Source organism: Pectinatus haikarae (assembly GCF_015732185.1).
Taxonomy (GTDB): Bacteria; Bacillota; Negativicutes; order Selenomonadales; family Selenomonadaceae; genus Pectinatus; species Pectinatus haikarae.
The window spans coordinates 206774-232967 of sequence record NZ_WIQM01000008.1; the positions used below are offsets into that span (position 1 = coordinate 206774).

Here is a 26194-nt window from a genome sequence, read left to right on the forward strand (position 1 = left end):
AAATCCTCCTCTCCGTCAATTAAGCATTTTTAACTAATTCGACAACTTTTTTGGCACCTTCTGTCATGGATTCAACCATAATGACATTAGGAATATTGGCCTTTTTCAATATTTCCCGGCCTTCTTTTACATTTGTACCGTCCAGACGAACAACAATAGGCAATTTCAATTCAAGCATCTTATTTGCTTCAATAATACCTTCAGCGATAATATCACATTTATTTATACCACCAAAAATATTAACAAAAATACCTTTTGCCTGCCCATCTGCTGTCATAATTTTAAATGCCTTGGCATCATCCTCTGCCGATCCCTGACCGCCTACATCAAGAAAATTAGCTGGTTCTCCGCCATAATGTTTAATGATATCCACAGTAGCCATAGCCAACCCTGCTCCATTAACCATACACGCAACATTACCGCCCAGGTTCACATAATTAAGTCCTAATTCCGCCGCTTCCCTTTCTTTAGGATCTTCTTCTGTTTCATCACGCAATGCAATAATATCAGGATGACGGAACAAAGCACTGTCATCAAAATTAAGCTTAACATCAAGTGCCATCACATTATTATCCTGCGTCAGAACTAAAGGATTTATTTCAGCCAAAGAGCAATCCTTATCCACGAATACTTTATACAATCCAGTCATTAAAGAAGCTGCCTTATTAATGAGAGAAGGTTCAATATTTAATTTAAAAGCCATGCGGCGTGCCTGGAAAGGTGCAAGACCAATAAACGGGTCTATATATTCTTTTATTATTTTATCCGGAGTAGATGAGGCTACTTCTTCTATTTCCATACCGCCCGCCTCTGAGCCTATCATAACGGTCTGCGCTGTATTGCGATCAATCGTGAAACTTAAGTACAATTCCTTAGCTATTTTACAGCCAGATTCTATCAAAAGACGATTTATTTTTTTTCCCTCTGGACCAGTCTGCTTCGTAACTAAAACTTTTCCAAAAAGTTCTTTTGCATAGCTTTTAACCTCTTCAGCAGATTTAGCAATTTTTACGCCACCAGCTTTTCCTCTTCCACCAGCATGAATCTGCGCTTTTACAACTATTACATCCTGTCCAAGCTCTTTAGCAACTTTTACTGCTTCCTCGGGTGAAAAAACCGGCTTACCATCAGGAACAGATACGCCATAGGAACGAAGAATTTCTTTACCTTGATACTCATGAATATTCATTTAAACACCCCAATCCATTAAAATTTATTGCTGTAAAAAATTACAAGATATAATATATTGTAAATTTTCACAAAAAAAATAAAAACGGCATCAAAACAAAATATTTCAATAGATTCAACCATTTCCCATCATCTGCAAATTATAAAAAATATGACGTAAAATGATCGAATCAATTATAAAAATAAAATAAGGATTAATATATTTTTACGGTTTCGCCTCTATTGAAACTAGGAAAATATGCTCCTTCAACAGACATTTGACCTGGTAACGAAGCTTTTTTATTAAATAAAATTGTACAATGTCCTATATCGGCCAAATTTTTATTAACATCCGAACCGATATCAACTATCCTGAATTTTAGGGCTCCCCATTCAAGTGTATCCCCTGCTTCAATGTTTTCTGCAAGCTTTCCCTTCGTATGAACAATGGACATCGCTGCGAGTCCTTCACTACATCCATCATTTACAATAGTTATACATTTACTTGTTTTTAAAAGGCTTGATACATTTTCACCAACGGATACTATATCAAATGCATACTTCATCCTTACACCGCCTTATTTTTTATTATTATACCACAATTAAATAAAATTATGAAATAATTTAACGTCATATTAAAATAAATGATGACTATATGAATTTTATATTATATCAATTCTATTTATTTATATTTAGCTGAATTTTCATTAGATCTCTAGCTGAATTTCCATAATAATATGCCGCTTTTTCATAATCACCTATTTCTTCATAATTCCTCCCAGCAAGCAGCATAAGTTCTGGGGTATCAGGTTCCAAAAACTCTAAATCGTTCCATACAGATTGATATACATAGCCTTTATATAATTTATCCATTACAGGAGTATTCCCCTTTAACCAAGGTTTTGCTTCATTGACAAAATGCAATATTATATCATTTTTCTCTCTCAAATCAATCGTCGGATCATTAGGAGCAGTCATTCTATTAAATTTATGTGGAAGATCATAAATATTGTTTTGAAGAATTACATTTATGGCATCCTGATCGGGAAGCAAAAAAAATTCATAAAATTTAACATAACAATCTTCGATCAACTTTGTTATGTTTCCTAGTTTCCATAAATGCATATTTATAAGTAATACTCCAGAATTAAAATATTTATCTGATTTTAACCCCAGCCGATCTATTTGTTCAATACCATGTTTCTTCTTATACTGACTGGCAGCTATTATATATTTATCCGGTATTTCTATGTCCCATAATTGTTTTATATCCCCTACACACAACATATCTGCATCTAGGTATATCAATTTTTTTACATTATCGGGTAAAATTTGTGGGATAAATATTCTTAAAAGTATAGCCTTGTTAAAACGTTTATCCGTATAAATTGATAAATCAGGCAATGATTTTATTTTTTCTTCCAAATCATATGTTTTTATGTAAGCATTTTTATATAAATTATTGAATAAATCTATTTTTTTTCTGTTTAAATCTGATAATTTTTCACTAATAGCAACATGAAATACTATTTTATTTCCCAAAGAATTCATTATTATGGAAGTCATTAAAATACCTGCATATGATAAATATTTATTATCCACACCCAATGCTATATTTATAATGTTTTTTTCTGTCATTTATTTACCGCCATAAAATTTTGTCCTATTGAACGATTATATAGAGTTGATGCAGATATAGATGATATATAGATTTTATTATCCGTTACTATACAGGATTTAGGCAAACTTTTTGATATATCCTCAATTCTTTCTTTCATTGCCAATATAAATTCATCATTCTTTTTATTTTTTATATCATATATAGCAATCACATTTTTCAAAGGAATAGATACATTTTGTCCTATATGGAGAAACATTAATTTTCCCCCTTTTTTTCCATCAATTTTTTCATTTCATTATATATCAAATCATATTTAAGCCTGTTTATATTTTCTTTCACTACCTTTTGGTTTATCTGCTCCGGAGGCAATGCCTTATAAAGCATAATAAGGGTCTTAAGCTGAATATCATCATACGATGTAATTTTTAAATTTATTGTCATGCGCTGAACTAAACTTATTCTAGCCTTGTTGACCATATCTGCAGAGCAATTGTCAACATAGTTCTTTATTTCTCCATATCTAGCCCAAGGTCTAGTCATTAATATTTTTCTTATCTGAGAATAATTTATATTTTTAAGTTCACGTCTGCAATTATCACAGTAATCTTCTTCTGCTGCGCATAATGCAGCACATTTTTTACATTCATGCCAATTATTTTGTTTTTTAATCTTATTAATTTTTTCATTTACTATTAAAACTTTTTTAATATATTTTGCCAGATCTTCATCATTAATTGCCGCACATTTTTTTTCAACAGAAATCATTTCAGCTTCAGAGAGTTCTGTATTTGCTAATATTCTCTTTGTATTTTTTTTCTCCTTTATTCTCGACGAAATTATTTTATTACTGCCATTTTTTCCATAAGTGAAGTGTATATCTTTTATCAATTTATATTGAAGAGCATTATTTATTTTATCTAAAATATCAAATTTCATATACAAAAGATTATTTGCCCATACACTGCTGGATGTGCCTATATGCAAAGTACCAAATGCAAAATTTTTTGGAACAGCATGATCTGCTATGTCTTTTCCCACTATAGATTCCCAATAAAATCTTATTAAATAAAGTTTATATTCCGGAGATTTAGTAAGATGATTTAGGGCCCTGGGCATTATTTGACCAACACTGTTAAAATCAGTATTCTTTCTTTTTCTTTTCAGCATTCTGCAGTCCTTACATCGCCCAGCGACACATTATAAAGATGAGCGTCTTTTAGATCAGCAAACATAGAAATATCAGTAGCTGTAACAATTGTTTGTATCTTTTTTTCTTTAAAAAATACTAACATTTTTTCTCTTCTATTTTTATCAAGTTCACTCATAACGTCATCTAAAAGTAATACAGGATATTGACTGGTGATACTTTTTATATATTCTAGTTCAGCCAACTTTAAAGATAAAACAGTAGTTCTTTGCTGTCCTTGAGAACCAAAATTTTTTAGATTTATTTTATTTATAAAAAATTCTATATCATCATGGTGTGGACCGGCTCCAGTACTTCCCCGCCTGATATCATCCAATCTGTTTCTTTTTATAGTATCAGCATACAATTCTTTTAAATTTTCCATATTATTTTCTGCAAACTCTATATTGTTTATTTTATAGTTCATAGTAAGAATTTCCCTATTATCGGATATATTTTTCTGCATAACAGCTGCAAAATTTGACAGTTGATTTATTGCAGCATAACGTTTTTTCCATATGAAAACAGCTGTATCTATAAGCTGCCTATCCCATATATCAAGCATAGAAGCTTTTTGTTTTTTTTCTCTTATGGATTTTAAAAGGTTATTTCTTTGACTTGTTATCTTATTATATTTTACCAGCATATCATAATAAAATATATCAGTCTGAGACAATTCAATATCCAAAAATCTTCGACGGAGACTTGGTGATCCTTTTATTAAAAGTAAATCTTCAGGAGAAAACATTACTATGGTAATATTTCCCGGCAGATTTTTTTGCCGTATATTTCCGCCATTAAGTATTATTTGACGGCGTTTTAGTTTATTTAAATAAATTTTGATATTATTTTCTATATCTATCCTTGAAAAATCAATATTTATTACTGCCTCATTTTTCTGCCATGATATCAGATCTGCATCATTCTTTATGCGATATGATGTACCCAAAGCAGCATAGTATATTGCTTCTATTATGTTGGTTTTACCTTGAGCATTGTTTCCTGTAAATATATTTAAAGCTGGCGAAAAAGTCAATTCAAGAGTTTTATAGCTGCGAAAATTTTTAAGCAGTAATTTATTTATATTCATAAACATATCCCGTATAAATTATAGAAACATTAAAAAACAAAAATGATATTTTATTATATAGCCTTGCGTACAGGCGTGACTACATAAATAAACAAGTCATCACCGACTGCTTTTATAGAAGCCGGACTGGTTTCAGTATTAAAAGAAAACGTTATATCTTCTGTATTTATATATTTAAGCATATCCAGTATATATCTGGCATTAAAGGCTATACTTATGGGTTGACCATTGAGTTTTATATTTATGTTTTCTTCAGCTTTTCCTATTTCTGGGTTATTTGATGATAAAAGTAAGTTATTTGTGTCAAAATTAAGTGTAATAATATTATATTGATTAGAACGGGATATCAATGCTACGCGATCTATTGCACTTTGTAATTCTCGTGTTTTTATAAGAGCAGATGAGCTAAATGAGGGGGGAATAACATTGTTATAATCGGGGAACTGACCCTCTATTAATCTGGAAACAATGTAGACATTATCATAACTGAAGCTGATCTGATTGTGAGAATAGATAATATCTACATCAGTAGGAATATCAGAAGCAAGTAATGTGGATAAATCGTTGAGTATTTTAGCAGGAATTATTAGTTTCGCTGTTATGTTTGTTTTGTTATCATCCATTATTTCTTTTTTTACAGCAAGCCTGTGTGTATTGGTAGCCGCCATAGTTATTTCAGCATTATTAAGATCAAATAAACATCCTGTGAAAACAGGTCTCATCATTTCTGTGGCACAGGCGAATGATGTTTTTTTAATTAAATCAATAAGTACATTGCTTTTTATTGAGATATTGTTATTGCTTTCTAATTTTTTAATTTTAGGAAATTCAGATGAAGCCATACTTAGAAGGTTAAATTTTGCTGTGTTTGATTTTATAGTTACTGTATTTTGTTCGGAATTTGATGCTATTTCTATTTCTTCTCCTGGTAATGTTTTTATTACGTCTGCAAAGTATTTGCCTGGAAGTACTAAAGTTCCTTCTTCTTTTATATCTGCGGTTATTTTACAGATTATACCTATATCATAATCTGTTGTTTCTATTTTTAGTATATCATTTTCTGCATGTATGTATATCCCTGAAAGTATTGGCATTTGAGGTTTGCTTGATATGGCTTTTATGTTGATTTGAATAGCTTGTAAAAGGTCATTTTTGGTACATATGAAATTCATTTTATTCTCCTTATTTATTATTAATATATATTTATATAAAGTTAGTCGTCGTAGTCGTAGGGGCTGTGAAAATGTTGATAACTTGCTTTTTATCTTTTGTAGTAAGGTTTTTTTGTGTTAATAAGCTGTTGATAAGTATAGCTTCTGAATTCACAAATTCACATTTTAAAGAGCTATAGTTTTTTATCCACATAAAGTTCACCTTTTATACATATTAAATACACATTTTGTGGATAAGTATTTAGATTAAATATTTTTTATCTTATTTGTCAACTCTTTAATGGTATTATCAAGTTTTTTATCAGATTTTCGTCCTTGACTGATTTTATCATAGGCATGTATGACTGTAGTGTGATCTCGTCCGCCAAAAATTTCACCTATACGCGGTAAGGATGAATCAGTTAATTCTCTGCATAAGTACATAGCTATTTGACGGGGAAAAGCCAGATTTCTTGTTCTTTTTTTCGCGACTAATTCGGCAATATCTATTTTAAAATAAGATGAAACAATTTCCTGCACAAGCTCAAGGGTCACTGTACGGCTTTCATTATTTGTAAATACATTTTTTAATGCCTCCGCAGCTAATTCTTTTGTTATTACTTGTTTGTTCAGTGAAGAAAAAGCCATTACACGAGTGAGTGCCCCTTCCAGTTCCCTGATGTTGTTATCTATACGGCTGGCAATATATACCATAACATCATTAGGAACAGTAAGATTTTCTAATAAAGCCTTTTTCCTTAAAATTGCTATACGTGTTTCAAGATCAGGAGCTTGAATATCAGTTATAAGGCCCCATTCAAAACGAGACCGTAAACGATCTTCAAGAGTTTGTATTTCCCGCGGATGCCGGTCACTTGATATTATTATTTGTTTATTGGCATCGTGCAGGGTGTTAAAAGTATGAAAGAATTCTTCCTGGGTATGTTCTTTTTTAGAAAGAAATTGGATATCATCAACAAGCAGCACATCAATATTTCTATATTTTTGTCTAAAAGCTTCTGGTTTGCCGTCGCGGATAGAGTTTATAAGTTCATTTGTAAATTTTTCGCTTGATATATATAGAACACGCATATCTGGATTATTTTGCAGTATTTTATGACCTATTGCATGCATGAGATGTGTTTTGCCAAGCCCCACACCGCCATACATAAAAAAAGGATTGTAAACTTTAGCGGGAGATTCTGCTACTGCTAAAGCGGCTGCATGGGCAAAGCGATTAGAATTCCCCGTTACGAATGTTTCAAATGTATATTTATGGTTTAAAGATGATGAGTCTCCAGGTACTATAGGTAAGGGTGCATTATTTTTAGGAAAATCTGAAACCGAGGGTTCCTCTATTTTATTGACGGGAGCAGCAGGTGTATAAATTAAAGGAATTTGTGTCTGATCTTCTTCTTGCATGGTGTCTTGTAAATGAAAGCTGGTTATTATAATATCAAGTCTTGCTTTTGTGACATCATAGCTTGCATCAAGAATAAGCTGCATATAATGTTTTTCGATCCAATCTTTGGAAAAATCTGTCGGTGTTCCGAGTTGCAGAGCTGTAGTTGTTAATGTCATTGGTTTTATAGGTTTGAGCCATGTGTCGCATACCATTTTTGAAAGAGAATTTTCCAATTTTTTCAGTATTTCTTCCCAAGTAGCATATAACTGTGCATTCTCCATTAAAAAGATCCTTTCTGTCTATAAGTTTAAAACAGGTTGTAATTTATCAAAATACTGAGGAAATTTGATCCTGTCTATTAAGCATATGTAATAATAGTCGATTAAAAAAAGTATTTATCGGACAAAAAAAGTTATCCACAAAGTTATGCACAATTGTTGATAACTTCAAATTTTTTTAAAGTCTTGTCTCTATTAGGCAATGAAAAAGCTTTAAGAAAAAAATACTGGTAATCAAGTATCTACAAAGCTGTTGATAAAATATGTGGATAAAATAAAAATATGTGGATAAATATGTGGATATGTATATATCATCTTATCAAAAGCCAATAAAGTTATCAATAATTATTTTGAATTGTTGACACTATAAGCCGTGTAGTCTATAATTTCATATAGCAAATTGTCATTTTATTAGTTTAAGGAGGTGTATAGAGTGAAAAGAACATTTCAACCTAACAACCATTGGAAAAAGCAAACTCATGGATTTCGTGAACGCATGAAAACAAAGGGCGGACAGTTAGTTATTAAAAGAAGGCGCGCCCGCGGCAGAAAGAAATTATCTGCATAAGCACGGAATATAATATAGATTGCCTGAAGTTTTTGTGTAGTCTTAATAAAATTAATCGTGCGCAGGGGAACATCCCCGGGCAAAAGCCGCGGGGAATGTCAACCCCCATTAATATGGAGTTGTATGAATCAGAAATTATCAAAAAAAATAGTAATGCAATATAATGAGGAATTTCAATATATATATCAAAGGGCAAAAACTTTTTCTGATAGATATATAGTGATGCATATTGCAGATAATAGTAAATTTAATCATAAAATAGGCTTTGCTGCTGGTAAAAAACTGGGTAATGCCGTTGTCAGAAATCGTATCAAAAGAGTTTTACGGGAAATTTATCGCAAAAATAAAAAAAATATTAGTATAAATTGTTGTATTTTACTGGTCGGACGCATGGCATCAGTCAATACAGATTACACTGTTATAGAAAAGTCTTTTTGTCGTTTATGTAAAAGAGCAAAGATTTGGAAAGATGTGCTATAAAAATGATGAAGAAATTAATTATCGGCATGATATACTTTTATCGCAATTATATTTCTCCTTTGAAAGCACCTTCTTGCAGATATATTCCTACTTGTTCCGAATATGCTGTTACTGCGATTGAAAAATATGGGGTGAAAAAGGGCGGCCTTATGGCAATAAAGCGTATACTGCGTTGTCATCCATTTCATGAAGGCGGCTATGATCCCGTTAAATAATAAATAATTGATTAGGATGTGATGAATTGAGTGGATTTTTTGATTCGCTATTTCACCCGATAGTACAGATATTAGAAACTGTGCTGGGTTTTTTTTATTCCCTGACACAGGTTATAGGGCTGGATAATTATGGTCTGGCTATAATATTAATGACAATCGTTATTAAAATGCTGCTATATCCTATTACGGTAAAGCAGGTAAAGTCAATGAAGGCTATGCAGGATTTACAGCCTAAGATAAAGGCATTACAAGAAAAGTATAAGGGAAAACCTCAGGAACTTCAACAGAAGATGGGGCAGATTTATAAGGAAGCGGGAGTTAATCCGTTGGCAGGATGTCTACCGCTTTTAGCACAGATGCCAATATTAATGGCAATGTTTTATGCTTTGCAAAGTGTTCATTTTGATAATAATCCGGCATTTTTGTGGGTACCGAATCTTGCATTACCGGATCCTTTATATATACTGCCTGTTTTATCGGCATTGACCACGCTTATCACTCAGTGGCAAACATCCAGATCATCTGCTCAGGCAGCGCAGATGAAAGTGATGATGATTGCCATGCCTATATTCATAGGATGGATAAGTATTAAATTTGCGGCTGGTCTGGTTTTATACTGGGTAGTGATGAACATTATGCAGGTATTGCAGCAGTGGTGGATGTACCGTAATGAAGGACAGCCAACTAAGTAAGGGGGGCTTCTTGAGAATATGGCGAAAGTTATTGAAGTATTAGGGCGGGATATAGAGGAAGCAAAGAGAAATGCTCTCAGGCAGCTGGAAATGCCTGAGAGTCGTGTTCTGTTTGAAATACTGGAAGAACCGTCAAAGGGTTTCCTAGGTCTTATTGGCAATAAAGGTGCTAAAATACGCGCAAGTGTGAAGGAATTGCTTCCCTCAGAAAAAGCGCAGACTTTTTTAAAAGATGTATTCGCAGCTATGCAAATGGATGTTAGTATAAGCAGGAAAGAAACTGAATTCGGATGTCTGTTTGAAATGAGCAGCAATCAGGATATGGGGATAATGATAGGCAAGCATGGTCAAACACTTGATGCGTTGCAATATCTTACAAACATGGCCGCAAATAAAGGGGCCGATAGCAACAGAGAACATATTATTCTGGACGTGGAAGATTACAGGAACCGCAGAGAGGATACGCTAAAACATTTGGCATGGAGAATTGCCGATAAAGTAAGAAATTCAAGAAGAAAAATGACATTAGAGCCGATGAACAGGCACGAACGCAAGATAATTCATATGGCATTGCAGGATGAAGCTGATATTATAACTTACAGTGATGGAGAAGAACCGCATCGCAGGATAATAGTAGACATAAAGAAAAACAGATAGATTTTTAATGCAGTGTGCATAGTCATGTTTATATTTTGCTGACCAGCCTTTGAATGATATTCAGGGGGTGGTCTGTTTTATTTTTTTATTGGTTATATTTCAGGAAGGCTTATATAGGTGTTTTTAATAGTATTAATTTATAATTTTCATTTAAAAGCTGTCTGAAATGAGGGGCGGCTTTTTTAATTATCTGTTATAATATTAAGGAAACATTGGCTGATATAAAAAGGGCCGAGCTTATTATATGATGGAGGAAAAAATTGATAGCTAAGGATATAAATGATACAATCGCCGCGATAGCGACACCATTAGGCGAAGGCGGTATTGGTATAATTCGTGTCAGTGGAATAAATTCAATTGAAACAGTCGATAGGATTTTTGCGGCTATTAATAAGAGAGCATTGGCAGATAGACATTCACATCGTGCTGTATACGGGAAAATAATAGATCCGAAAACAAAAGATATAATAGATGAGGCAATATGTATTATTATGAGAGGGCCTCATTCCTATACAAAAGAGGACATAGTAGAGATACAGTGCCATGGCGGGATGCTGCCTCTGCGCAGAATATTATCCCTCTTAATAGAAATAGGAGAGATAAGACTGGCAGCGCCAGGCGAATTTACAAAAAGAGCCTTTTTGAATGGAAGAATAGATTTGGCACAAGCGCAGGCTGTTATGGATATAATAAAGGCCAAGACAGACGCATCGCTGAAAGTGGCATCAGGTCATTTATCAGGCTGTTTTTCCTCACATATACGGCAGATAAGGGACCCCTTATTGGAAATGATTGCTCATTATGAGGCAACAATAGACTTCCCTGAGGAGGAAGTGGATGAAATAGATAATATACAGGTTATGGAAAAAATAGGAGAGCTTAAAGATAAGATCAATGTAATGCTTGCCAGCGCCAATACTGGACGTATTTTAAGCGAGGGATTGGTTACGGCTATAGTAGGAAAACCAAACGTAGGTAAATCAAGCCTTCTTAATAGGCTTTTGCATTCTGAAAGGGCAATCGTCACAGATGTTCCGGGAACGACACGGGACAGCATAGAAGAATATGCTGATATGGAAGGCATCCCTTTAAAAATTATAGACACAGCCGGTATACGGCATACTGAAGATAAAGTGGAAAAGATTGGTGTGGACAGGGCTCGGTCTTATATAGAAAAAGCTGATCTTATTTTGGCTTTGTTTGACGGAACGAGACCGATAGAGGACGATGATAGAAAAATAATAAAATTGATAGAAGAAAAAAATGTTGTAATAGTTATAAATAAAAATGATTTAGAACAATCGTTGGACGAACGCTGGATAAGAAAACAATGCTCCGGCAGTGAAATAGCGCATATATCTGCTGTCAGTGATAATGGGATAAAGGAATTGACGGAAGTTATTAAAAAGAAGGTCTATGCCGGAAATGTGGTCTATAATGAGGGTGAATTGGTAAATAATGTCCGTCAAAGTGAAGCACTTAAAAAAGCGGAACGACATTTGAGTGATGCCATAAAGAGCCTTGATAATGATATACCGGAGGATCTTGTGGTTATAGACTTGCGTTCAGCATGGGAAAGGCTGGGGGATATTATAGGAGACACTGCCAGCGAAGATATAATTGATGAGATTTTCAGCCGGTTCTGCATAGGGAAATAATAGATAAAAATACTGCTGCTTGGAAGAAATACTGTAAGTTTAGACATTAACTGGGGGAAATAAAGTGTTTATTGCTGGAGATTATGATGTCATTGTTGTTGGGGCCGGCCATGCCGGAGTGGAGGCCGGCCTCGCCGCGGCACGTATTGGATGCAGGACGCTGCTCACCACGTTGAATATGGATAATATAGCCATGATGCCGTGTAATCCGTCAGTGGGAGGACCGGCCAAGGGGCATTTGGTGCGTGAACTGGATGCGCTTGGCGGTGAGATGGGGGTGAACGCCGATAAAACATGCATACAGTTCCGTATGCTCAATACCAGTAAGGGACCAGCTGTGCAGGCTTTGAGAGCTCAAGCGGATAAGAAAACATACCAGTTTTCCATGAAAGAAACATGTGAAAATCAGGATAATCTTGATATAAAGCAATTGCTGGTGGAAAAAATACTGGTAGAAAATGAAAAAATTGCTGGAGTGCAGATAGAAACAGGAGAGATATACACATGCCAATGTATTGTTCTGGCTTCTGGTACATATCTTCGCGGAAGAGTAATAATAGGTGAAAAAACATATGAAGGCGGTCCTATTGGGCAGAGAGCAGCGGTGGCATTGTCACAGTCCCTACAGAAAATCGGAGTAAAACTTATGCGATTCAAGACGGGTACCCCTGCGCGCGTAGACAAGAGAACACTGGATTTTTCTAAAATGCAGATTCAACCCGGTGATAGTGAAGTACACAACTTCTCTTTCCTGAGCAATGAGCATACACGTGAACAAGTTCCCTGTTGGCTTACTTATACAAATGAAAAAACACATAAAATTCTCAGAGATAACATAGATAGAGCGCCTATGGCAAACGGTATTATCGAGGGCGTAGGTCCGCGATATTGTCCTTCCATAGAAACAAAAATAATACGTTTTCCTGATAAAGATAAGCACCAATTGTTTATAGAGCCGGAGGGGCTGCATACCAATGAAATGTATGTACAGGGCATGTCTACAAGTATGCCCGTTGATATTCAATTTGAATTTTTAAAAACTATACCGGGGATGGAGAACGTAAAAATAATGCGTCCGGGATATGCTATCGAATATGATTGTTTGGATCCTTTACAGCTGAAACCATCGCTTGAGCATAAATATATAGAAGGATTTTTTTCTGCTGGGCAGGCTAACGGGACATCCGGCTATGAAGAGGCTGCGGCACAAGGTCTTATTGCCGGTATCAATGCAGCCATGAAGATAAGGGGAAGAGAGTCTCTCATACTCAAGCGGTCAGAAGCTTATATAGGAGTGCTGATAGATGATTTAGTAACAAAGGGTACACAGGAGCCATACCGTATGATGACTTCACGTGCGGAATATCGTTTGCTTCTACGGCAGGATAATGCAGATATGCGTTTGACTGAAAAAGGCAGACAAGTAGGATTGGTGAATGACGAGCGATACAGCAGATACCTGGCAAAAAAGGATAAAATAAATGAAATAAAGATTTTAATGCAGGGGAAAAAGATCAATCCCAGCCGGGAAATAAATGATTTGCTCAGAAAAAATGATATGGAAGAAATCAGGGCAAGCATTAATTTATATGATATGTTAAAAAGGAAAAATATAGGATATAAAGAATTGGAAGAGGTATTTAATCTTCCTCATATAAATGATGAAGTCATAAAGCAGATAGAAACAGATGCGGTTTATGAAGGATATATCAGCAAGCAGGAGGAACAGGTAAGCCGGATGGAAAAATTGGAAAACAAAAAAATACCACCGGATATAGATTATATGAAAATCGCTAATTTGCGCGAAGAAGCTGTTGAAAAGCTGAATAAAATAAAACCCTTATCACTTGGCCAGGCAGGGCGAATATCCGGTGTTTCTCCGGCGGATATATCTATACTTTTGATTTATTTGGAACAATATAGCCGGAGGAATGATTAATGGATTTTTATGATTGTCTGCAGCGACGAACAAAAGAGTATGGAATACAGCTCAGTGAAGTGCAGTGTGAAAAATTCAATATATATTATAAACTGCTTGTTGAGTGGAATAATAAAATCAATTTGACTGCGATAACTGATCCTGATGAAGTGGCTGTCAAACATATCATTGATTCATTAAGTGGTTGGAATGAGAATTTTTTTGATCCTTCGGCAAGGATTATTGATGTCGGTACAGGTGCAGGCTTTCCCGGTATACCTTTGAAAATAATGTATCCTGCGCTACGTTTAACATTGCTGGATTCACTTGCCAAACGTATAAAATTTCTTCAGGATGTGGCCGATAAACTTCATATATCAGATATAGAATTTGTTCATGGGCGGGCTGAGGAAATAGGCCGCAAAAAAAATTACAGAGAAAGTTTTGATATAGTTTTTTCCCGTGCGGTAGCAAGAATGCCTGTTTTATGTGAATATACTCTGCCACTTGTAAAAAGAGATGGTTATTTTACAGCGCTTAAGGGAAAACAGTATAAAGAGGAAATTTGCGAGGCAGAAAATGCAATAAAAATATTAGGAGGCTCTCTGGCAGAAGTAAAACCTGTCAAATTACCGGGTCTCGATGATGTTCGGGCTGTTGTTTATGTGCTCAAGACGGATAAAACCCCCGATGTATATCCCCGTAAATCGGGTAGTCCGGAAAGAAAACATTTGTAATAGAGGAATTTACTGAGCGGCAGCTAATAATATAGCGGAGGCTATATTTTGAAAAAGTATTATGGTAATGATCATCATAACTATATATGAAGGGTGGGGGATATATGCGCAGATATATTTTACTGGTCCTGTGTATAAGTTTTCTATTGGACTCAAGGGCAGCTTTGGCAGCTCTTCCATCTGCCGCGATAGATTCTGAGCCGGTAGTAAATGCGGAAACGGTGAAAAATCAGGATGTGGGACAGACTGCTGCTGAGGATAATAAGGGATCGGCAGCAAAAAAGGATAAAGACGAAAATATATTTAAAAAAATGAATAAAGCGGATGAGGCCGATAAAAAAAGATTTGTGCTGATAGCAAAAGACAGCAGATTTTTTTATTACCTTGACCGTAAATCAGCCCGCTGGATCTTTGAGCCGAACAGCAGCAGAAAAATAATGGATGTATGGATACAATTGGTTGATGCCAACAAGGCAAGTGCACCGGCTGATAAATATTCAAATATTTCTGCTGATCAGTCATATTTGCTGGATCATTATTATATACGCCCTCAATTGCGGCAGATGCAATTCCTGTGTGAACTTGAAGTCGTAGGGCAGCCATCTAATAATGTGACGCAGAATGTGTATTCTGTTAAGAATTGGGAAGATATTATTCCCGGAAGCATTGAAGAAACCATATTCAACGCAGTCGTGAATACAAAGGAAAGTCTTGTGAAAATTGATACACAGAGCAACAGTATGGACATACAGGCCAGAGACTTTTTAGATAGAGTGCTTAATATAGGTTTGTGATGATTTGGGCAGTATTTAGCTGGATTGTGTCTGTTCGAAGACTTTAGGAAACTGAAATTTATTATTCGGTTATCCACAATATCCACAGGGAAATGTTCAAAATTTGTGGATAACCGTTGAATAAATGAAAAAAACTGTTGATAATCTGTAGGTAACTAATAAAGTTATCCACAGGAGGATTTATGAGCCGGCAAAATTATAATTATTTTTTGGAAACACGAATTTCCTTATATATCAGGCTTCCATGTGATTTATATATAGGCATTTATTTAATATGAAAAATGAAAAAGAAGAATTATCCACAAATTATTTTTAAAAATTGTGGATAATTCTTCTTTTTTTTGCATCTGCTATTATGGCTGCATAGTAATAAATTAGTGATGAAAGAGACGAATACCGGTCATAGCCATAGTTATTGAGTATTTATCACATGTTTCAATGACATTGTCATCACGAATGGAGCCGCCGCTTTGTGCTATATATTTTACACCGCTTTTATGGGCACGTTCTATATTGTCACCAAATGGGAAAAAGGCATCAGAAGCGAGGGCAGTACCAGTTATGGCAGAAAGCCATTCATGTTTTTCTTCTCTGCTAAGAACTGGAGGCTTTTCTGTGAAAACATTTTTCCAGTTGTTATCTGTAAATAAATCCATATATTCATCCGAAATATATACGTCTATGGCATTATCTCTGTCAGGGCGGCGAATATTTTCTTTAAATGGCAGAGAAAGAACTTTGGGATGCTGGCGTAAATGCCAGAAATCAGCTTTATTCCCGGCAAGACGAGTACAATGAACACGTGACTGTTGTCCGGCGCCTATACCTATGGCTTGTCCGTCCTTGGCATAACAGACGGAATTTGACTGGGTATATTTCAATGTTATTAAAGCAACAATAAGGTCTCTTTTTGCATCGGGAGGTAAATCTCTGCAGACCGTAGGAATACTTGAAAAAAGATCGTCAGTAATTTTTAAATCATTTCGTTTCTGTTCAAAAGTGATACCAAAAACTTCTTTTATTTCAGATGCCGGTGCATGATAACTTTTGTCCATTTGAATTATAAGATAATTACCTTTTCTTTTTTTCTTCAATATGGAAAGAGCTTCCGCTGAATAAGAAGGCGCTATTATACCGTCAGAAACTTCACGGGTCAGGAAAGATGCCGTAGCGGCATCGCATTCATCGGATAAAGCGGCAAAATCTCCGTAGGAGGACATACGGTCGGCGCCGCGTGCGCGAATATAGGCTTCGGCAAGAGGTGTAAGTTCAATATCTTCTACAAAATAAATTTTTTTCAGCAAAGCTGAAAGAGGAAGTCCGACAGCGGCACCGGCAGGACTTACATGTTTAAAAGAAGCAGCTGAGGGAAGATTTGTGGCTTCGTGCAGCTCTTGTACGAGCTGCCAGCTGTTAAAAGCATCAAGCAGATTGATATAACCAGGGCGGCCGTTTAATACAGTAAAAGGGAGATTGCCTTCGTTTATGAAAACTTTTGCGGGTTTTTGGTTCGGATTGCAGCCATATTTTAGTTCTATTGAGTTCATATCAATACTCCTTTGGGTTTCAGATATATATGCATATCGATAAGATGTTAAAAAGACAGAAAGTATCTGTTTATGAGCTCACTTTATCATTTTACGTGATATTTTGTCAAGACAGAATAGACGGTATACAGGAAAGCACTTTTTTAGAAAATTTGACAGCTTAATAAGCGATAGACGTTTAGATTTTTTATATGTATAATGTTGATGAAGATAATAGACTGATTTGGGAGGGGGTTTTATATAATGATAAAAAGTATTGCCGTTTTAACTAGTGGGACCGATAGTCCGGGCATGAACGCTGCTATAAGAGCTGTAACGAGGGCGGTATTGTTTGAGAAAAAAACTGTCTGGGGAGTTAATGATGGATTTTATGGGTTGGTACATGATGAGATGAACCTATTAAAATCGATATCGGTCAGTGACACTATTCAACGTGGGGGAACTTTTTTGGGAACAAGTTTTTGTCCTGAATTTGAAACGACCGCGGGAAGAAAAAGAGCCTTTGAAAATTTGAGGAAGCATAAAATCGACGGGATGATCGTTATCGGCGGAGATGGTACGATGAAAGGTGCTAAAGTTTTCAGTGAAGAGTTTGCTTTTCCGATAGTGGGAATTCCCGCTACAATAGAAAATGATATTTGGGGGACTGACTATACTATAGGCTGCGATACTGCAGCTAATACGGTGGTTGAGGCGCTTAATAAACTGCGCGATACGGCACTTTCCCATCGCCGCGTTATTGTAGTAGAAGTATCGGGGAAAAAATGCGGGTGGCTGCCGATGGTATCGGGAATAGCCAGTGGGGCAGAATATATTTTAGTTCCCGAATACAGCATTGATATGGATGGATTAGTAAAAGCACTTAAAAAACGGCATACTTTAGAAAAAACATACAGCCTTATAGTAGTTGCCGATGGCTGCGGAGATATTATGAAAATAGGCAGGGAGATTGCCGAGAAAACGCATTTGGATACGCGTATTTCTGTGTTGGATCTTATTCTGCGCGGTGGTTCTCCTACTGTGGAGGATAGAGTGAAGGCAAGCCGTCTGGGTGAAAAAGCAGCATTGGCATTATTATCGGGTCTTTATGATATGGTAATAGGTTATGACAGAAATGATATTGTTACTATAGATTTGAAAGATGCTGTTGCCAATACGAAGGAGCTTGACAGAGAATATGCGCGTATTGCCAGAATTTTGACCTAATAAGTCTTCATGCGGCAGCCGGAGCTTAAATTTATAGAGCATAAAAATAAGGACCATTTTATTTTGGTCCTTATTTTTGTGCAGCCATATTATTAAAAAATATTTACTGTGGGAAAGAATCATTTTTTCTCTTATTTGTGAGATTTTTTGCTATTTCCACGGCGACAACACCATCCGCGGCATATGCATCGGCTCCGGCACTGTCGGCATATTCCTGTGTGAGTACGGCACCGCCTACTATTACCTGAGCAGTTGATCCTGCTTCTTTCAGAGAGGCTATGACGGCGTCAATTTGAGTCATAGTCGTGGTCATTAGTGAGCAGAGACCAACTATGTCAGCATCATTTTCGATGGCAGCTCGGACAATCTTTTCATTATCAACATCTTTGCCCAAATCTATAAGCTTAAAACCGTTATTTTCCAAAAGTGCGGAAACTATATTTTTTCCAAGATCGTGTATGTCACCCTTTACGGTAGCAATAACAACGGTTCCCTTGCTTTTTGCCAGCTGGGCCGGCAGGATCTCTTTTATTTTTAAGAACGCTTCTCGCATAGCTTCAGCAGAAAGCATGACCTGCGGTAAAAAAATTTTTTTGGCGCCAAAATTTTTACCAACAATATTCATTGCGGCTGTAAGAGCATTTTCCGTTATTTCATTTGATGAATGTCCATTTTTTAAAGCTCTTTCCACCAGTCCGGCAATATTTTCCTTTTCTCCGGTTATGATAGACTGTTTAATTGCCTCAATAATATTTTCATCTGTTATTTCAATTATTGAGGCAGGCTTGTCGACAGCTTGATCTGATGCATATAAACTGTATTTTTGGCCGTTTGAGTCTTTTCCATTTAAAGCAGAAGCAGCCAGTAATGTGTTTTTCATTAAATGATCATAAGGATTTATTATGGGAGCATCAAGACCGACTGCCAGGCACATGGCAAAAAAAGTACTATTTATAAGAGGTCTGTTGGGAAGTCCAAAAGATATATTTGATAAACCCATTGTCGAAGGGTAGCCAAACTCGCTGCGGTACAGAGATAAGGCTGTTAATACTTCAACAGCGGCAGTTTTATCTGCGGCAATAGTCATTACCAGACAATCGAGAATAAAATCATTGTCATGCAGTCCGAATTTTTTGGCAGCCGTAATTATTTTTTTCAGAATAGCGATGCGTTCATTTCCCGTTTTGGGCAGTCCCTTATCGGATAAGGGAAGGCATAGGACCGCAGCACCATATCTTTTTGCCAGCGGCAGAAAATATTTTAAACGATCAGGTTCTGCAGAAACTGAATTTATGAGTGCACGTCCGGGATAGGCTTTTAATCCTGCTTCCAGAGCTTTTGGATCGCTGGTATCTATCGACAGGGGAGTAGGTACTATCTGAGATATTTCTTTTATTGCTTTTTCCATGGCAATGGATTGATCAATGCCACCCACGCCCATATTGACATCAAGAATGTCAGCACCGGCATTTGTCTGCTCTACAGCTTCTTTTTTTACAGATATGAAGGACCCTGTTTTTATCTCAGCAGCAAGCTTTTTACGGCCGGTCGGATTTATTCGTTCACCAATGAGTTTTGTCGGAAGATCTGCACCAATAAAAATAGTCTTGGTGCGGCTGGTCAGAGCAAGCCTTTTTAGCGGTGACTTGCGTATAGGATCAGACTGATCCGCAATAGCATTTTTTATTGCGGCTATATGTGCGGGGGTTGTCCCACAGCAGCCGCCGACAAAAGAGGCACCTGCTTCTACCAGTTTTGGCGCCCAGCTGCCCATATCATCGGGAGTCATCGGAAATACAGTTTGTCCGCCTATCAAGTGAGGCATGCCGGCGTTAGGCTGAACACTGATAGGACACCTGCAATTGTCGGCGAGTATTTTTACTATGGGAAGTAATTCCTCAGGCCCGGTGGAGCAGTTGGCTCCGATAATATCAGCTCCCATTGCTTCAAGTGTGATCGCTGCAGTCTGCGGATCGGTTCCGGTAACGGTTCTGGCATCTTCAGAATATGACATTTGGCAGATGACGGGAATTGCAGGAGAGGCATCTTTGACGGCTAAGAGAGCTGCTCTCATTTCCTGCAGATCTATACATGTTTCGATTAATAGATAATCCGCACCGCCTTCTATCAATGCGTGTGCCTGTTCAAAATATGCTTTATATACTTCATCAAAGCTGATATCACCAAGTGGGTCGATAAATCTGCCGATAGGGCCCATTGAGCCGGCAACTTTGCAGCGGCCTTGTGCAGCCGCTTTTGCATTTTTTACACCAGCAATATTTATTTCACGTACCTTGTCAGCTAAATTATAATGTGAAAGTTTCAAGGAGCTGGCACCAAAAGTGTTGGTTTCAATAATGGTCGATCCAGCGGAAATATACTGTTTATGGACATCGATAATAGCAGCAGTATTATTGAGATTAAGTATTTCAGGACATGCTCCTGTTTTTAAAATACCGGCTGACTGCAAAATAGTGCCCATGGCTCCGTCAAATATATTAAGCATAGATATTAACTCCTTTTAATGTTGCACGTGAAACATGCAGTAAGTTTATTGAATCTTTGTTATTGTATACGGGAAGAACAATTTTTTTGCGGGCATGTAGCACAGGAAGGTCTTTGCGGAGTGAAGGGATCTGTCTCAGGCACAAGTCCGATGATAGCAGTAACAGATTTTCTGGGAGTCAGCATCATGGATGAAGTATATTCTATTCCTATGGCAGACGCGTTAGTCAGACGAAGCATATGCGGCTGACAGCTTATATCCCAATCGCCATATCCTGGGCTGAATCGCCAAATACGTTTATAGCCAAGCGGCTTGATCGAAATATCAATGTTTTTTTCAAGACCGTCAGCTACTTGTTCAACTGCAGCTGTGGCTGCTGCATCAAGCAGCAGCCCGTGTGTGTAGCTTCCCTCATGGAAATTTTTTTCAATGGCAGTTTCAATATTACTGCCTGCTGTCACAGAAAGTAATATCACTTTTTCAGAATGGCTCAGATGCTTAAGAATTTTACTGCCCTGCAGTCTAAACGGAACAGAAGCGGAAACGATACCTTTGATGTTGTCATAGTTATACATTTCCCAGCTTCCTCGCGGTTCTGCAAGATATACCATTTCGTTGCAGGCAGCGATAATAGCTTGTTCACTGAAATCAGCGGCAGAAAGACCGGCATAGCGTCGTGTTTCCTTTATATCAACAGTTCTTAAAGGAGGATTATATATCGGCATGGGAGCAGACCACCTTATGAAATAAAATAGTAAAAATAGTATGTAGAATTCAGAAATATTTCCGGCTGGCAGGTTAAAAAATGGATAGCAGCGAATAAATCTGAAAGGTGAAAAGCACAATTGATGATTTTCTGCTGAATAATATTTATACAGTGAATGAAGATAATTGCGGTAAATATCAATGCGGTTTATATTGCTGTTAAAAATTATTTTCTGTAGGAAAGAAGTATAATATATTCTATCATAAAACAATTATCTGTGGTAATATAGAAAATTTTTAGCTGGATATAGTATATGCCTTAGTAAAAAATGTTTTGTGAATATGCGGCTGAAAATGGAAAAAATGAATATTGATGATAAAATGAATGTATTAATGGACAAGAGAGTTTTCTGCAGAGGGTCATTTAATTGACACGCAGATCAATAAGGGGAGATCAGATGACAAAGATAATTGCTATAGCAAATCAAAAAGGCGGCGTAGGAAAAACTACCACTGCAATTAACTTAAGTGCAGCTTTTGTTAAGGCAGATAAAAAGGTAATGCTGATAGATGCTGATCCGCAGGGAAATGCTACAAGTGGCTGCGGTATTGAAAAAGGACAGATAGAGAAGTCACTGTATGATTTATTGCTCAGAGAAGAAAAAATAAAAGAAATTCTGCGAAAAACGAAGAGCGGAATAGATATTTTACCTGCAACTATAGATTTGGCTGGTGCAGAAGTGGAACTTGTGGCGATGTTTTCACGTGAAACAAAGTTAAAAAAAGCATTGGATAAAGTAAAAGCAGAGTATGATTATGTCGTAATCGATTGTCCGCCCTCCTTGGGATTGCTGACTATAAATGCGCTGACTGCTGCTGATTCAGTAATTTTGCCATTGCAGTGTGAGTATTATGCGTTGGAAGGGATGACACAAATTTTGAATACTATAAATTTGGTAAAAGAAAATCTAAATGAAAAATTGTTTTTGGAAGGAGTTGTACTGACAATGTATGACAGCAGAACGAAGCTATCAGCGCAAGTGGCAGAGGAAGTGAACAGACATTTTCCTGAAAAATTATATAAAACGATAATTCCCCGCAATGTGCGATTGAGCGAGGCTCCATCATACGGATGCCCGATAAATGAATATGATCCTTCATCAAGAGGCGCTGCCGCATACGCGGCATTGGCGGACGAGGTGATGTCTCATGCCTAAAAATACACATACTGGCTTGGGACGGGGTCTGGGAGCTTTGTTGAATAATATTGAAATTGACAGTAAAGAAAAAATAGAACAGATCAATACAAATGATATAAGAACAAATCCTTTTCAACCACGCTCGAATTTCGACGAGAAATCCATTACAGAATTGGCACAGTCAATTGAAAAATGTGGTATATTGCAGCCTGTTTTGCTGAGAAAAATTTCGGAAGGATATCAATTGATAAGTGGAGAAAGGAGATGGCGTGCATGTAAAAAAATAAAACTTGATGTAATACCGGCGATAATACGTGATTATTCGGATAGGGAAGTAGCCCAAATTGCGCTTATTGAAAATTTGCAGAGAGAAGATCTAAATGCTATGGAGGAGGCTTCAGCCTATTCACGGCTTCTTTCAGAAACAGGAATCACGCAGAATGAGCTTTCACAATATATAGGGAAAAGCCGCAGCCACGTGGCAAATTTTTTACGGCTCCTGCATTTAGCCAAACCTATACAACTCCTCATAATGGAAGGAAATCTTAATATGGGACAAGCTAAACCTCTGTTGGCGATAAAAGATGAAAAGCTTCAGGAGAAGACAGCTGTGTATATATTGGCCAATGAATTATCAGCAAGAGAAGCTGAAGATGTGGTAAAAAAGATATTGCAAAAACAAACCGATATAGATGGAAAAAGGAAAAAACATTTTGCTGATGATGTTTTTATAGCAGATATAGAAGAAAAATTGGCACTCCTCCTGGGAACGAAAGTAAATATTAAGACAGGTACCAGAAAAAACAAAATTGAAATAGAATTCGGCTCTGCTGAGGATTTGGACAGAATAATTGATGCTGTGATGAAGAAAGATGAGAAAAAGGAAATAGCAGAGCATGAATTTTTCATATAAGTTTTGATAAGAAAATTATTTTTGTGGTATAATAACTTGTACTCACGGTTGAAAAATTTTGAGTAATTGGTTATGGGCAGCCAATAGAGGTGTTTTTTTAATTCCGTAAAAAATAAGCCTATTTTTAGATAAAGGAGATTAGTAGAACATGACAAATGGTTCTATAGGAATGATGAATGAAACAGTATTGTATATAATAGCTGCGATGGCGGTATTACTTTTGATAGCTTATATAATCACAGTAATTTTGATGGTAAAGCTGGGAAATATGAAAAAACGCTATAAAGAGATGATGCAGGGTGTCGATTCAAAAGATTTAGAAAATATGCTGTTGGAACATATTTCAAAAGTGGAAAAGGTAATGCAGCAAAATACCGAAATAGAGATGGAAAATAAAAAAATTCGTGATATTTTGCAGAATGTGATCCAAAAAGTCGGAGTGGTACGGTTTGCTGCCTTCGAGGATGTCGGTGGCGATTTGAGTTATGCAGTCGCCCTTTTGGACAGGAAAAATTCGGGAATTATACTGTCCGGTATATTTAGCCGCAATAGTTCGACCACATATATGAAACCTGTAGATAAGGGTCATTCTTCATATAAGCTTTCCGATGAAGAAAATGAAGCTCTGAATAAGGCAATTTCGCAATCATAATTTAACTAAGGTAAACCTAAAACTGATTTACAGCAGTTTTAGGTTTTTTTATAAAAATATTCATAAAACCAATTGAATTGATTGGCATTGATGCATAGTTTAGCAGTGATGATTTGCCAATGTGCAACAGCAGAGAAAAAAATATATTTCAGTGATGAGCCTATTAGAAAATGTCTAAATATAAAGCTGTTATCCATGGAAAAAGTATATGAATGATATAAAAAATATTACAATGATTACAAAAATATTTGATGGCTGTATATACTTGTAATGGAAAAGAAATAGTGTTAGACTGAAAAAGTAGCAGATTTGTTTTTAGTAATGTATTATATTTTTCGTCTTTTCAGAGATAGTTTGCCGCTGCGGGCAAATATTGTTCAACATTGACTTCTAAGTGTGGATGAAAGTGAATTCATTTGAGCTTAGGAGTTTATTTACGTGAAACAGAAGAATATAAAGTCGGCAAGTTATACTGTGCAGGAGAAGCTGTCAGCAAATTTATGGGCATCAACAGGCAGGCTGCTTAATTGCATGGACTGGTTGTGAAAAAATGAAAAATAATTCGTGAGGCGATCTTATGTTGAAAAAGGCTGCATTAAAAACTGCATTAAAATTATGGAATAAGGGTGGTTTTTCTGTACAATTTTGGGATGGAGAAGAAAAAAATTATGGAGAAGAGACCCCAAAATTTAAAATAATTTTTCATCGTGAACCGACATTAACAGATATCAAAGATATGAATACGGATCTTGTGCTGACTCTCGGACAGGCTTACATGGATGGCAGTATAGATTTTGAAGGCTCTCTAGATGATGTTATAGCGGTCATGTTCAAAAATCAAAACGGTGATGTAAAAAAATATGCACTTGATGAATTAAAGAGAAAAATGTTTTCTGGAATTGAGGAACAGGAAAAGCAAAACATTCACAGTCATTATGACTTGGGCAATGATTTTTATGCGAAGTGGCTCGATAAGACAATGTCATATTCGTGTGCATATTTTAAACATGAAACGGATACATTAGATGAAGCACAGCTTCACAAAATAGATCATTCTTTGCAAAAATTGTTGCTGAAAAAGGATGAGACTCTCCTTGATATAGGCTGCGGGTGGGGCTGGCTCATAATAAGAGCGGCACAGCAATATGGAGTCAATGCAGTAGGCATAACATTAAGTGAGGAGCAATATGCCGGGGCCACAGAAAGAATAAAAAAACTTGGTCTTGAAGATAAGGTAAGGGTTTTACTGCTTAACTATATGGACCTTGATATTGAAAAATATCAATTTGATAAAATCGTAAGTATAGGGATGTTTGAACATGTCGGGAAGGAGTTTCTACCTCTTTATCTGCATAAGGTGAATACGTTACTGAAAACTGGAGGACTATTTCTGCTTCATTCGATAATGGGTTATACTGAGGCACCGACTAATGGATGGATAAAGCGATATATTTTTCCGGGAGGATATATACCGACTGTGCGTGAAACAGTAAATCTATTCCCCGATTTTAATTTTTATTTACTTCATATGGAAAGTTTACGCCGTCATTATGCACGTACACTTGACGAGTGGTATAAAAATTTTCTTGCATGCAAGGATACATTGCCGGCTAAATATGATGAACAATTTAAAAGAATGTGGGGACTTTATCTTTCCGGCTGCGCATCTGCTTTTAGGACGGGCAATATAGACGTTGTGCAGTATTTGTTGAGCAAGGGAATAAATAACGATCTGCCGATGACCGATGAATATATGTATGAAAAATGATATATTGCACTTGATCAGGCAATAAAAAATTCAGGTGTTATATTTTAGAGACAAGGGACGGCTGCTGTGAATATTATTCAT

25 protein-coding genes are annotated in these 26194 nt (G+C 36.3%); 14 read left to right on the forward strand and 11 right to left on the reverse strand.

From position 1 onward, the window contains the following. Nucleotides 1-19: 19 nt before the first annotated feature. The 8 genes from sucC to dnaA form a co-directional block, all read right to left on the reverse strand. Nucleotides 20-1189 (reverse strand): ADP-forming succinate--CoA ligase subunit beta, encoded by a 1170-nt coding sequence (gene sucC, locus I6758_RS05200; RefSeq protein ID WP_196604141.1) that lies wholly within the window; start codon nucleotides 1187-1189, stop codon nucleotides 20-22. 193 nt (nucleotides 1190-1382) lie between these two features. Beyond that, a complete protein-coding gene (locus I6758_RS05205; RefSeq protein WP_196604142.1) occupies nucleotides 1383-1733 on the reverse strand; it encodes a PTS glucitol/sorbitol transporter subunit IIA in 351 nt (116 codons plus the stop codon). Nucleotides 1734-1845: 112 nt separating this feature from the next. Next, nucleotides 1846-2805 (reverse strand): glycosyltransferase family 8 protein, encoded by a 960-nt coding sequence (locus I6758_RS05210; RefSeq protein ID WP_196604143.1) that lies wholly within the window; start codon nucleotides 2803-2805, stop codon nucleotides 1846-1848. Further along, complete coding sequence (gene remB, locus I6758_RS05215) at nucleotides 2802-3044, reverse strand: extracellular matrix regulator RemB (RefSeq protein ID WP_196604144.1); 243 nt, start codon at nucleotides 3042-3044, stop codon at nucleotides 2802-2804. The genes I6758_RS05210 and remB overlap by 4 nt, the downstream gene beginning before the upstream one ends. Continuing rightward, nucleotides 3044-3955 carry a DUF721 domain-containing protein gene (locus I6758_RS05220; RefSeq protein WP_196604145.1) on the reverse strand — a complete coding sequence of 304 codons (912 nt, stop codon included), beginning with the start codon at nucleotides 3953-3955 and terminating at the stop codon, nucleotides 3044-3046. Before I6758_RS05220 ends, remB begins: the two co-directional genes overlap by 1 nt. Beyond that, entirely contained in the window at nucleotides 3949-5064 is a 1116-nt protein-coding gene (recF, locus tag I6758_RS05225) for a DNA replication/repair protein RecF (protein ID WP_196604146.1), read from the reverse strand. Before recF ends, I6758_RS05220 begins: the two co-directional genes overlap by 7 nt. A 53-nt stretch (nucleotides 5065-5117) precedes the next feature. Beyond that, nucleotides 5118-6236, reverse strand: a complete 1119-nt coding sequence (gene dnaN, locus I6758_RS05230) for a DNA polymerase III subunit beta (RefSeq protein WP_196604147.1) — start codon at nucleotides 6234-6236, stop codon at nucleotides 5118-5120. 246 nt (nucleotides 6237-6482) lie between these two features. After that, nucleotides 6483-7901: a chromosomal replication initiator protein DnaA gene (gene dnaA / locus I6758_RS05235; protein WP_196604148.1), complete on the reverse strand. Its 1419-nt coding sequence runs from the start codon at nucleotides 7899-7901 to the stop codon at nucleotides 6483-6485. 430 nt (nucleotides 7902-8331) lie between these two features. Here dnaA and rpmH point away from each other — a divergent pair, with 430 nt between their 5' ends. The 9 genes from rpmH (at nucleotide 8332) to I6758_RS05280 (ending at nucleotide 15617) form a co-directional block, all read left to right on the forward strand. Continuing rightward, entirely contained in the window at nucleotides 8332-8466 is a 135-nt protein-coding gene (gene rpmH / locus I6758_RS05240; protein WP_196604149.1) for a 50S ribosomal protein L34, read from the forward strand. 123 nt (nucleotides 8467-8589) lie between these two features. Then, nucleotides 8590-8946, forward strand: a complete 357-nt coding sequence (gene rnpA, locus I6758_RS05245; RefSeq protein ID WP_196604150.1) for a ribonuclease P protein component — start codon at nucleotides 8590-8592, stop codon at nucleotides 8944-8946. A 5-nt stretch (nucleotides 8947-8951) separates the two neighbouring features. Next, on the forward strand, nucleotides 8952-9161 hold the full coding sequence (gene yidD, locus I6758_RS05250; protein WP_231038553.1) for a membrane protein insertion efficiency factor YidD: 210 nt from the start codon (nucleotides 8952-8954) through the stop codon (nucleotides 9159-9161). 26 nt (nucleotides 9162-9187) lie between these two features. After that, on the forward strand, nucleotides 9188-9853 hold the full coding sequence (locus tag I6758_RS05255) for a YidC/Oxa1 family membrane protein insertase (protein ID WP_196604152.1): 666 nt from the start codon (nucleotides 9188-9190) through the stop codon (nucleotides 9851-9853). An 18-nt stretch (nucleotides 9854-9871) separates the two neighbouring features. Next, nucleotides 9872-10510: an RNA-binding cell elongation regulator Jag/EloR gene (gene jag / locus I6758_RS05260; RefSeq protein ID WP_196604153.1), complete on the forward strand. Its 639-nt coding sequence runs from the start codon at nucleotides 9872-9874 to the stop codon at nucleotides 10508-10510. Between the two features lie 260 nt (nucleotides 10511-10770). Further along, entirely contained in the window at nucleotides 10771-12168 is a 1398-nt protein-coding gene (mnmE, locus tag I6758_RS05265; RefSeq protein WP_231038525.1) for a tRNA uridine-5-carboxymethylaminomethyl(34) synthesis GTPase MnmE, read from the forward strand. A 64-nt stretch (nucleotides 12169-12232) separates the two neighbouring features. After that, nucleotides 12233-14107 (forward strand): tRNA uridine-5-carboxymethylaminomethyl(34) synthesis enzyme MnmG, encoded by a 1875-nt coding sequence (mnmG, locus tag I6758_RS05270; RefSeq protein WP_196604154.1) that lies wholly within the window; start codon nucleotides 12233-12235, stop codon nucleotides 14105-14107. Further along, nucleotides 14107-14823 carry a 16S rRNA (guanine(527)-N(7))-methyltransferase RsmG gene (gene rsmG / locus I6758_RS05275; protein ID WP_196604155.1) on the forward strand — a complete coding sequence of 239 codons (717 nt, stop codon included), beginning with the start codon at nucleotides 14107-14109 and terminating at the stop codon, nucleotides 14821-14823. Before mnmG ends, rsmG begins: the two co-directional genes overlap by 1 nt. 104 nt (nucleotides 14824-14927) lie before the next feature. Beyond that, entirely contained in the window at nucleotides 14928-15617 is a 690-nt protein-coding gene (locus tag I6758_RS05280) for a hypothetical protein (RefSeq protein ID WP_196604156.1), read from the forward strand. A gap of 374 nt (nucleotides 15618-15991) precedes the next feature. Here the strand turns inward: I6758_RS05280 and I6758_RS05285 are convergent, their stop codons facing one another. Beyond that, nucleotides 15992-17164 carry a phosphoribosylaminoimidazolecarboxamide formyltransferase gene (locus I6758_RS05285; protein WP_196604157.1) on the reverse strand — a complete coding sequence of 391 codons (1173 nt, stop codon included), beginning with the start codon at nucleotides 17162-17164 and terminating at the stop codon, nucleotides 15992-15994. A gap of 243 nt (nucleotides 17165-17407) precedes the next feature. On the opposite strand from I6758_RS05285, the gene I6758_RS05290 reads away from it, so the two are divergent. Then, nucleotides 17408-18370, forward strand: a complete 963-nt coding sequence (locus I6758_RS05290; protein WP_196604158.1) for an ATP-dependent 6-phosphofructokinase — start codon at nucleotides 17408-17410, stop codon at nucleotides 18368-18370. 103 nt (nucleotides 18371-18473) lie between these two features. Here I6758_RS05290 and I6758_RS05295 read toward each other — a convergent pair whose 3' ends face one another. Together I6758_RS05295 and I6758_RS05300 are read right to left on the reverse strand one after the other, a co-directional pair. After that, on the reverse strand, nucleotides 18474-20876 hold the full coding sequence (locus tag I6758_RS05295; protein WP_196604159.1) for a homocysteine S-methyltransferase family protein: 2403 nt from the start codon (nucleotides 20874-20876) through the stop codon (nucleotides 18474-18476). A gap of 59 nt (nucleotides 20877-20935) precedes the next feature. Then, entirely contained in the window at nucleotides 20936-21601 is a 666-nt protein-coding gene (locus tag I6758_RS05300) for a vitamin B12 dependent-methionine synthase activation domain-containing protein (protein ID WP_196604160.1), read from the reverse strand. Nucleotides 21602-22039: 438 nt separating this feature from the next. Here I6758_RS05300 and I6758_RS05305 point away from each other — a divergent pair, with 438 nt between their 5' ends. The 4 genes from I6758_RS05305 to I6758_RS05320 all read left to right on the forward strand — a co-directional run bounded on the left by I6758_RS05305 (nucleotide 22040) and on the right by I6758_RS05320 (nucleotide 26113). After that, entirely contained in the window at nucleotides 22040-22798 is a 759-nt protein-coding gene (locus tag I6758_RS05305; RefSeq protein WP_196604161.1) for a ParA family protein, read from the forward strand. After that, nucleotides 22791-23693 (forward strand): ParB/RepB/Spo0J family partition protein, encoded by a 903-nt coding sequence (locus tag I6758_RS05310; protein WP_231038526.1) that lies wholly within the window; start codon nucleotides 22791-22793, stop codon nucleotides 23691-23693. Before I6758_RS05305 ends, I6758_RS05310 begins: the two co-directional genes overlap by 8 nt. Before the next feature lie 148 nt (nucleotides 23694-23841). After that, on the forward strand, nucleotides 23842-24345 hold the full coding sequence (locus I6758_RS05315) for a DUF4446 family protein (protein WP_231038527.1): 504 nt from the start codon (nucleotides 23842-23844) through the stop codon (nucleotides 24343-24345). A 577-nt stretch (nucleotides 24346-24922) separates the two neighbouring features. Continuing rightward, a complete protein-coding gene (locus I6758_RS05320) occupies nucleotides 24923-26113 on the forward strand; it encodes an SAM-dependent methyltransferase (protein ID WP_196604162.1) in 1191 nt (396 codons plus the stop codon). Nucleotides 26114-26194 lie beyond the last annotated feature (81 nt).